Raw genomic sequence first — 9,830 nt, forward strand, 5'->3', positions numbered from 1 at the left:
TACGTCGGGGGTGTCGGCTTGCTCATGCAGCACGGCTATCACGCTGGATTCGCGACGTGAATCCCTCGTCACGCCACCTTTCTGCAACAGAGCCGGGCCGATGCGGTCGGCGAGGAACGCGGCCAACGCCGGCGGCAGGAGCCGCGGTACGATCAGCGCCGCCGCCAGCCCCAGCGCGAAGCCCCGCGACGGCCGCCTGACCAGCGCGCTGCGATCGAGCTGCCGCGCGAGCCCGAGCCAGAGCAGCGTAAGCGCGCCGCCGAGCCCGACGGCGAGGAAGGCGCGCGCGACCGGCTCCATCGCGGCCCAGCCCATGGCGATGTCGGCGATGTGCTGCATGAGGATCAGGTCGAGCCCTGGCGTGGCGGCGGTCATGGCGGATCTCCGTGTCCGGAAGCGATGCGCGGCGCAGCGTCTCCCGTCGGGCATCGGGCGAGGATCGCGTCGAACTGGCGTCGCGCCGCGGCTGGGGCGAGATGCTTGGGGTCGAACCAGGCGGCGGGATCACGCGCCCAGGGCGCGTCCATGAGGTCGACCACCGGCGCGCCGATATCAGTGACGGCGCGCTTGAGCCGGTCGATCCCGGCGCGGTCGTAGCCGCCGAGCACAGTCGGGCTGTGCGGATGCCAGACCAGGCAGAGGGTCGCGCCGGCGACGTCCGCTATCTCGGCGAGCCGGCGCAAGGCGCGCAGCTGGTCGGGATCGACGGCGACCGCGCCGGGGGTCGCTGCGCTTCGCGCGGCCGGCCGCGGCGCCGGCGCGCCGAGCATGGCGAAGGCGCCGCCGCCGGCGTAGTCCGCGCGCACGGCGTTGCGGCCGGCAGCGGCGCGCAAGGCGGCGTCGGCGAGCGCGCTGAGGCTGGGCGCGAAGAGCCGGTCCATGGTCCAGCCGGGCCAGCCGCGACCGCTCACAGCGGGATGCGCGAGGTGGCCCGGCGCGCCGCCGCCGGGGGCGAGGCCGAAGAGGTCGAGGCCGAGCACGAGCGTATCCGTCAGCTTGCCGCGCAGGGCGAGCGCGGCGGCGAAATCGGCGATCTCGCTCGGCGCCGCGCCGAGCAGGCCGAGGTTGTACCAGCGCCCGGCGGTCTCCGGCCGCCAGTTGGGATCGAGCAGGCCCGTGCGCGAAGAGCCGAGCAACAGCGCCTCGTAACGCGGCGCCTGCAGGAGATGCTCGATCTTGGCGACGCGGTCATTGCCGTAGGGGCTGTGGGAGACGGCCGGTGGGCGGAAGGTCTCCAGCGGGTCGAAGCCGAGGTTGAGGATCGGGGCCGCGGCGAGGCCCAGCACGGCCGCGGCGATCAGGGCGCGGGCGCGGCGCATCAGAAGCTCCAGTAGAGAAACGGCGCCTCGGTTCCGAGGCTGAACGAAACCGCCGCCATGGTCGCGAAAACGCCCGCGGCCGCGCGCGTCGGCCGGCGCAGGATGTCGTCCGCGACGGCGTGGATGCTTGGGGCTGTCGCCGCCCAGGCGATCAGGAGCGTCAGGACAACGATTTCGGTCCCATTGAACCAGAGCGTCGGCGATGCGGCGACGCCGAGGGCCTGCGCCCAGGGCAGCGGCATGGCGGTCCCCTGCCCGCCCACCAGCGCCGACAGCACCGTCATCGCGTCACTGATGTCGCCCGCGCGGAACGGGATCCACGCCAGCAGCACGAAACCGAGGGTCAGGGCATGGCCGAGCCGGGGCGGCAGGCGCAGGCCCCCTGCCCCGCCGAGGCGCTCAAGGATCAGCGCCGCGCCGTGCAGCGCGCCCCAGAGCACGAAGGCCCAGCCGGCGCCGTGCCAGAGGCCGGCGAGCAGCATGGTCAGCCCCAGCGCGAGACAGCACCGTGGCAAGCCATGGCGCGCGCCGCCGAGCGGGATGTAGACATGCTCGCGCAGGAAAGCGCCCAGCGTGACGTGCCAGCGCCGCCAGAAGTCGGAGACCGACGTCGCCCGGTAGGGCGCATCGAAGTTGACCGGCAGGCGCACGCCCATGATGAGGCCGAGCCCGACGGCGATCTCGCCATACGCGGAGAAGTCGGCGAGCAGCTGCACGCCGTAGCCGAGCGCCGCGACCCAGGCGTCGTAGGCCGTCATGGCGCCGGGATCGGCCCAGGCAGGCGCGATCATCGCGCCGATGGGATCGGCGATCAGGGTCTTCTTGGCGAGGCCGAAGACGGTGAGCAGCACGCCGCGCTCAACCGCGGGATCGTCGAGCCTGACCGCGCCGAGCCGGTCGAGCTGGGGGCCGAGGTCGCGCCAGCGCACGATCGGCCCGGCGACCAGCTGCGGAAAGAAGCTGACGAAGGTAGCGTAGCGCAGCAGGTCGCCGGGATCGGCGTGGCCGCGGCGGACGTCGACCAGGTAGCCGATCTGCTGGAAAGTGTAGAACGACAGGCCCAGCGGGACGATGACGGCGGCGGTCGAGCCGGGCGCGGCCAGTCCGACCAGCTCGCCGAAGAAGAGCGCGTACTTGAACCAGACGAGCGCGGCGAGGTTGGCGGCGACGCCGATGGCCAGCAGCGCGCGGGACGGCCGCGCCGCGAGCCGTCGGCCGAGCGCGTGGTTGATCAGGATCGACGCCGCCAGGAGTGGAAGGAGCCGCCAGTCCCAGAGGGCGTAGAAAAGCAGGCTCGCTGCCAGCGCGGCGGCCATCGCGCCGGCCGCGCCGCCATGGCGTCGACCCAAAGCGACCGCGATGATCGCAAGAGGCAGGAAGAGGGTCAGAAAAGCGGGAGAGGCGAAGGTCATGCGCGCGATCCTCACGCCGGCCTGATGGCCGGAGGATCGCACCGCGCGTGACGACTATGCCGCGAGGGGCAGCGCTGGGGCAAGCGGCGCGCGGCCGCATCGGGCCGTGCGCGTCAGCGTCGAGCCGGCTGCGTCGGAGCGGCCGGAACCCTTCTGCCATGGAGTGCGCCGCCCTGCCCCGGAGACGGACAAGGGCCGTTTCCGGGGCAGGGCGATAGCAGCCTGCCCGCAAGCGGGGAGCGACGATCAAGGGCGCCGGCCGCAGGCCGGCGCGGGACCTTTCCGAAGTTGGGAATTGTCAGCCGCCGTGGGCGGTTCGACGACCAACGATGACTGGCGCTCACAATCCCTGACATCGGCGCGCTGGATCGGCGCTCCCAACTTCGGAAAGGTCCCATCCGTGATTGAGGAACTTCGTACACCTTCGAATCGAGAGCACGAGCACCAGGAAAGAGGTTACGCGGTGCCCACGAGATCGTGACGAGCATGGTCCGTCGGCACGTCTTCTCGACCGAAATAGGTTACGCGGCGCCCACGAGGCTGTGACCAATCAGGCGGTCGATTCTCGCCGAGTGGAGGTGAAGGTTACGCGGCGCCCGCAAGACGAGACTAGATACAAGCCTTGATCGGTCGCGGCGGAAGGCCGAGAACCCGCCGCGGTTACGCGGCGCCCGTCAAAAATCACCTTCGCCGGACGCCATGAGCCGAGGAGCGGCGTTCTGATCGCCCCCATATGGGAGGGGGCGACGGCGCCAAGGCGCTATGCTGCCAAGGCGAAGGTTACGCGGCGCCCTCAAGATCGCAACCTTCAGAAGCGTCGCTCCCACGCGAAATTTCTCGATCAGACTCTTAACTACCGACCAGAAGCTTCTGACAATCAACAATGATCTATCAGTTGAGTCTCTGCTAGAAGATAATCTACGCTAAGCCTCGCGGCAGTCTCCGGCGGCGTCCTCGCAACGCTGCGGCGAGCATGGGGCCTCGCGCTGCAGGTGGTCTTTTGATGCTTGCGTCAAGCGGCTCGCACACATCCAATAGCGACAGCGCCCGCCAGAGGCGCAAGATGAGGCCAGAGACGAGCATGAACCACGACCGGCAAGACGCCCGGCGGGATAGGGCCATCCGCAAGGGGGCTGAACCGCAGACGGCCCGGAAGCAGGACGACCCGTTCGCGCTGGGTCGTGTGACCGCAGCTAGCGTTGCCGCTGGGGCTGCAACGGGGTCGTCCAGCCTCGGCGGAGGGCTGGGCGCTCCGATCGCCATGCGCAACGATATCTCGTTGATGCTGTTGCCGGTGTTCGTCGATGGGCCGGGTCCGATTGATGCCGAGTTCGACGGTCACCGACTACGCGTCTACGTGGAAGGCGACGACGGCCGGATGGCCAGCCCCACGGACCGCAAAATCCTGAACTTCCTCGCAGGCGCCATCGCCGCCCGAATCCGCAGTGGTCAGGCCGGGTCGCGTCACATCCGCATTGAGACGCGCCCTCTGATCGAGGCGCTCCGCGCGGATGGTGTTGTCGGAGGCGCGGAGTACGAGCGACTGATCGCCTCGCTCAAGCGCCTGATGGGCACCGTCATTGAGACGACGATGCCTTTGGGCGACGGGGTCTCGCGCGAGCGGCGCTTCAGGTGGGTCGACGCCTACGAGCACGATAATCATACGACGAGCGGCGGCAAATCGATCCTCTCGCTCCAGATCACGTTGAGCGACGACGCGTTCATGTGGATGACGCGAACGCTCGGGTTCGAGGTGGCGCAGCCAGAATTTGCTGCAGTCACCGCGAGCCGCTCGAGCGCATGGCGCATCTACGAGATCTGCTTCGCCCAGTTGATCCAGGCAAAGAGCGCGACGAGCGCGATCCACATCGACGATCTGCGCCGCCGTGTGCCAATCTCGGCCCCGTTGAAGGTGTTCAAAAGCAGAACGCTCCGTACGGCCATGGAGACGATTGCGGCGACGCCCGAGATGAATGCCCATATCCGGCTGCTCCTGGAGCGGCGAACGCCGAAGGGCTTTGAGGAAGTCGATTTCGCCAAGCGCGTGAGCCACGACGACCTCTTCGTACGGATCATGCGTGGGCGCCGAGCCTGGCCAGCGATGAACGTCCTGCTAAGCCAGGCGGACGCTGTAACCGCTCTGGCGCGCGCATGAGAGTCAACAGCATGGCGAAACCCCGAGCAATCCCGGTTCAAGCGATAAGGATGACGGCGATGTCGTAATGGCTCTCAGCCTGCCGTGCCGTTTGGACGGATGCAGCCGCAGGCAAAGAGAAAGGCCCCGATCAGCGCCAACTGATCGAGGCCTTGTGAAACGGGGCTCCGTGAGAAGCTGACCGCCCATCAACACGGTCACCCTATCACAGGCGCCCTTCCACGCAACGGGATTTCGGTCCCGCGGGAGGATAGTATTCAATGTCGACCGTCTCTATGGCGCGGTCGGGCTTCGTTCGCGTGCCCAGGGTCTGGGTTGCGCTTGACGTCAGTCCGGGAGCCCGCGTCTTGCTCTTCCACTTCTGCGCCGCCGCCAACGCGGCTGGCGAAAGCTGGTACAAGTTCGCCCAGCTCACTGACATCGTTGGACGGTCAAAGGCCGCCATCAGCGGCTACCTTGCCGAACTGCGAGAGGTCGGCGTCGTGGAGACCGAACAGCAGCGCACTGCGAACGGCTATCACGCGCACCTGCTGGTGCGCCTTGTCGGCTGGTCCTCGTTTCTCGCGGAGTGGTCCGCGATGGCGGACGCTGCCCGGCGCCGCACCTCCCGTGTCGCATCCCGCGTCCCCTCCCCCGCCTCCTCTCAGCGGCAGCGCGCGCCAGCTGAGAAACTCTTGCCAAGCCCAGAAAGCCATCGGACGGCATTTCTGTCCTCATCGGAGACTGAACACCGCGTTCAGGATATCGAACACTCCTATCCTACGGATAATAATAATATCAAATATACTAACACCACCAGCGGACCGGAAATTGTGAACAACGGTGTAATAGAAACGCCCTGCGAGTCGTGGTCGTCCGATGACGAGCTGCGCTGGGCATACTTCAAGGGTGGCGCTCCTGGTTTCGCTTTTGATCGGGAGCCGCCTAGCGATCTTCTTAAGCGGGCGATACAGCATGCGGAACACATGCAGCGCGCTGTCGAGTGGTGTGAAGAGACTGAAGCGCAGGCGCTTGTGGTCGGCCGGCTCAGAGAATTCGCCAGGGAGGCGAGGATCATCGTCGGCGACGGTATCGACGCCGTGGCGGCCGCGATTGCGAAGCGCGCGAGGGCGCCAGGTTCGATTGAGAAGGCGATCGATGCTCTACGCGAGAACTGGGCGCCGCACTGGCGACGCCTCTCCACACCCGAGCAGGTCGCTGCGCTTCTTGACAGCGAAGCCGTTAGGGGGCGGTTGACCTGCGACCGCGAACGCGCGGCGCACCGGGCGCGGGCGCGCGCATCGATCGCACGGATCGAGTTGAAGCGTCGTCGCGAAGTCGAAGCGCCGGGTGACGCGACCATTGCCACGTCTCTCGCTGCGAGAATGGTTGCGTATGACGCGCGGCGCCCGGATACTGTCTGCGAGGCGGCCAAGAACGGGTCAGCGTCGGGACGGAAGATCGGGCAAATCCGGCACCGTGTCGAAATCGAGGTAAGCAGATGAGGGACAGTCCTGAACAGGCGGGCGATCCCGCCTATCCCAACGCTGGGATATTCGACTTCGCTGCGCGAGCGGCGCGATCGGTCGCGAGCGCACAGTCGGCGCTGCGTCTGGCGGCAACGAAGGAGCAGCGCATCCTGCGCCGTTTCTCGCTGCGAGAAGCGTGCGGCTATCTGGGGATCGAGCGAGCGACGCTCGACATCATGTTGAGACACCCCGATGCGCCGACGCCCGTTGCCCCCGACAGCAATGCGCCGACACAGTTCATGCAAGACCCGACGCTGAGCGCCAGCGACCTGATGACGTTGCGCGCGATCGCCGATTCGGCGAACCCGGCCGAGGCCCCTGCCCGCCCGTTCTGGCGCGGCGCCGATCAGCCACCCGTGACCATCTGCTTCTCGAGTCAGAAGGGAGGATCGGGAAAGTCCATCGCCGCGTCAAACCTCGCGATCGCAGCGGCGCTAAGCTATGGGATGCGGGTTGCGGTGATCGATGCTGACCCGCAGGCGACGGCCTCGCTCTACTTCGCCACGGACCGCATGGCGGTGGCCAACGCCGAGGCGGCGACCTTTGTCCGGTTCATGGGCGTTGACGGTCCGAAGGATCCCCTCGTTGACCATGACGGTCTGGCGCTCGACCAATTCTGGCAGGCGACGCCGTGGCCGGGCCTACGGCTGCTGCCGGGGGGAGCCGAGATCCAAGAGGCCGACATCGCGCTGCATTTCCTCGCCGCTCGTGGCGAGCTGCGCGAGCACCCGATCCATCGGATCCTGCGCGACGCGCTCGGGCGCTGGATCAAGGCGCATCCGGCGACTGTGCGCGCAGATGATCTTCGTGACGCAACTGGACGACTCGACCGAACGGCGCTTGCGCAAGGGATGTCAGAGACGGTCGACCTGATCGTAATCGATTGTGCGCCTTCGCTCAGCATTTCGCAGCTGAACGCCGTGGTCGCTTCGGACATGCTCGTGGTTCCGCAGACAATGCGGGGGTTCGACCTGTCGACGCTCGAAATCTACCTCGGATCGCTTGCAGCTTATGGGGATGTATTGCGGACGCTGGATCGCGGTACAGCGTTCGCCCCTCTGCCCAGTTACATCCTGCCCACGATCGTCTCCAGCCAGTCCGACACGGACATGCGCCACGTGGCCGAGCTCTACGTGGCGGATCCCGAGATCGTCTGTCCGGTCTTCTATGGCCGCTCTGAGGCGGTCGCCAACGCCGCCGAGGACTACATGTCGATATACGAGTATGCGCCGCCCAAGAGCCGCCGAACCTCTGCGAGCGCATTCCTCGCCAACGCGAACGCCGTCGCCGAAGCAGTTCTGTCGCGCGCTTTCGCTGATTTTCCAATCCGCGGATACGCCAACGCCTTTATCCGCGAGCGGCTGCCGGAAGGCATGCCGCTGTGGACGCGGGAGGTTTGATCATGGCGAGCAAGCGCAATGCTGCGGCCTTTGCCGCGATCACAGCCCGCGCCGCGGGGTCGCCCCAATCGCCGTCGCCCGTGGGGACTGGACCCGGCGACACGGGTTCGATCGAACACCAGACGGCGCTGCTTAAGGGCGTCGAGGCGCCGCATGGCGGCGCGTGGGGACGTACGGCCGTGACCGCTGTTGGCCGGGAGCTGCAGCGTCTGCAGGCGCGTCAGGCGGAGGATCTCGCATCTGGAGCCCTTCCGATCCGCATTCAGGCGGACCGGATCATCGACGAAATCGGCAGCGATCGGATCGCCGGTGTCGCTGACGTTGATCTTGCGTCGCTTGCGGAGAACATCCAGCGACGCGGGCTGCGTGTGCCGATCCGCGTGCGTCCGGTAGACCCGAACTGGCGACCGGATCCGGCCGATCCCTACGCCACTGGCGAGATGATGTTCGTGCTGCAATCGGGCCGCCGACGGCTTGCCGCCTGCCAAATGATCGGTGTAGCCCCCCTCGCCTTCCTTTCCTTGTCAGCGGACGGCGCGCCGCGCCTTGACGATCTGACGGAGCGGTTTTTTGAGAATGTGCAGCGTCGCGACCTGACGACATTCGAAAAGCTTTTCTCAGTCGGCATGATCGCGGATGCGATTGGTGCTGACACTCAGGGCCAGGTTGCCGAGATCCTCGGGTGCGACAAGAGCCTCGTGTCACGCGGTGTCGCCGTCTTCACGCATCGCGAGGCGCTGGAAGCCCGGGGTGTCGATCTGGTTAAGGCGACGCTCCGCGACATCGATGCAGCGTTGACCGCTCTGCGTAAGGCGCAACCGGCGCCGACAGCGAAGGCCGAGGCGATGCGCAAGCTTCGCGCGAGCCGCCGCGAGGACGCCGCCCTGCCCTTCCAGCGGCGCGACGTGCATGGCGGCAGCGTTGAGCTTTCGCGGCGGCGTGACGGCGCAGTGACGCTGAAGATCGTGTCGACGAGTCTGGATGAGGCGCGTGTAGAGCGAATCCTTGCGGTTCTCGACGACAGACCAGAGTTGAAATCCTAAGAGGGCCGTCGAGTCACGTTTTGTCGACGCGAGAAACGTGCTTCTGGTGTAGCGCCGATCCTGCTGGGCTCGAGCGGCAGATGTCGAAAATGTTCCCTCAGGCGTCCGACCGTATGGACCAGACTGGGTCGAAGCCACATGTCGCTTGGGTGACCCTGACCCACACATCGCCGTTACCGCTGTCGTGCGGTAGCGATGTCCCGACAGCGCCGCACATCTCGCAGACAGAACCGCAATAGACGCGCGAGACATTCGGCCGCTTGACGTCGAGGCGACGCTGACCACGTTTTGGTGATGCGAGAGACGTTGCCGAAGACTGCGCGCTTAGGAGAACTTCTGAGGCCTGATTCAATGGCGAGCTTGATTCAAAAGCCTTCTCGGCGGCCCTTATGTTGGCGCGTCAGCTCTGCGGTCGTGCAACGAAGCTTCTTCTGCACTTGGCGCTCATCCATCACGACGTAACATCCCGGAATCGGCGCGCAGGGGCTGTTCCGGGAACACTAATCTATCGTCATCACTGCAGTATGCGGGGAGTGCGGTCGTAGCCCGAATGATTTTATCACCGCTCGTGATCCGCGGCGGCAGGTTGGCGCGGAGGGCGCGCGGGCAGGGCGGTGCGCACGTCATTGGAAAGTCAGAGGCTGACGTTACGAGGGGAGGGTGCTTTCTCGGTTGGCCTGCGGTATAAGGCCGAAAGGATAGTTGCACATAGCAAATTGCACATTTCCGCAAAACGGCAGTGCTGTTTTGGCGATCGTAGTCGCCGCATTGCTCAGCGCCGTCTCTCCTGCGCTGGCCCAGCAGATGGCGATCCGGGCTTGTGACGAAGCGTCCGACGTGTTTTGGGGCGGGCTGCATCCTGACACATTGAACAGTTCATCGCTCGGCCACTAGCATTAGGTTGTTGGCGGGCATTTTGAGAATGTTCGGCGGCGACAGCCCGGCTTCCTGCAGCATATTGCTGACCCCGAGAACATCCTTGTAGCCGATCTC

At 66.4% G+C, this 9,830-nt stretch carries 7 protein-coding genes; 4 read left to right on the plus strand and 3 right to left on the minus strand.

Features of this window, described 5'->3' with window-relative positions; genetic code table 11:
• The 3 genes from BLW43_RS21835 to BLW43_RS21845 form a co-directional block, all read right to left on the minus strand.
• Window positions 1–375, minus strand: a 375-nt coding sequence (locus tag BLW43_RS21835) for a hypothetical protein (protein ID WP_217632283.1), incomplete at its 3' end; no start/stop codon positions are given.
• Window positions 372–1,319 (minus strand): hypothetical protein, encoded by a 948-nt coding sequence (locus tag BLW43_RS21840; protein WP_093256854.1) that lies wholly within the window; start codon window positions 1,317–1,319, stop codon window positions 372–374. The genes BLW43_RS21835 and BLW43_RS21840, both read right to left, overlap by 4 nt.
• Window positions 1,319–2,731: an MBOAT family O-acyltransferase gene (locus BLW43_RS21845; protein ID WP_093256857.1), complete on the minus strand. Its 1,413-nt coding sequence runs from the start codon at window positions 2,729–2,731 to the stop codon at window positions 1,319–1,321. Before BLW43_RS21845 ends, BLW43_RS21840 begins: the two co-directional genes overlap by 1 nt.
• Before the next feature lie 1,081 nt (window positions 2,732–3,812).
• On the opposite strand from BLW43_RS21845, the gene BLW43_RS21850 reads away from it, so the two are divergent.
• The 4 genes from BLW43_RS21850 to BLW43_RS21865 all read left to right on the plus strand — a co-directional run bounded on the left by BLW43_RS21850 (window position 3,813) and on the right by BLW43_RS21865 (window position 8,837).
• Complete coding sequence (locus BLW43_RS21850; protein WP_175479059.1) at window positions 3,813–4,886, plus strand: replication initiator protein A; 1,074 nt, start codon at window positions 3,813–3,815, stop codon at window positions 4,884–4,886.
• A 347-nt stretch (window positions 4,887–5,233) separates the two neighbouring features.
• Window positions 5,234–6,370: a helix-turn-helix domain-containing protein gene (locus BLW43_RS23235; RefSeq protein ID WP_139284197.1), complete on the plus strand. Its 1,137-nt coding sequence runs from the start codon at window positions 5,234–5,236 to the stop codon at window positions 6,368–6,370.
• Complete coding sequence (locus BLW43_RS21860; protein ID WP_093256865.1) at window positions 6,367–7,794, plus strand: ParA family protein; 1,428 nt, start codon at window positions 6,367–6,369, stop codon at window positions 7,792–7,794. Before BLW43_RS23235 ends, BLW43_RS21860 begins: the two co-directional genes overlap by 4 nt.
• Before the next feature lie 2 nt (window positions 7,795–7,796).
• On the plus strand, window positions 7,797–8,837 hold the full coding sequence (locus BLW43_RS21865) for a ParB/RepB/Spo0J family partition protein (protein WP_093256867.1): 1,041 nt from the start codon (window positions 7,797–7,799) through the stop codon (window positions 8,835–8,837).
• The last annotated feature ends 993 nt before the right edge of the window (window positions 8,838–9,830 follow it).

Origin of the sequence: Rubrimonas cliftonensis (assembly GCF_900107585.1) — a bacterium.
GTDB lineage: Bacteria > Pseudomonadota > Alphaproteobacteria > Rhodobacterales > Rhodobacteraceae > Rubrimonas > Rubrimonas cliftonensis.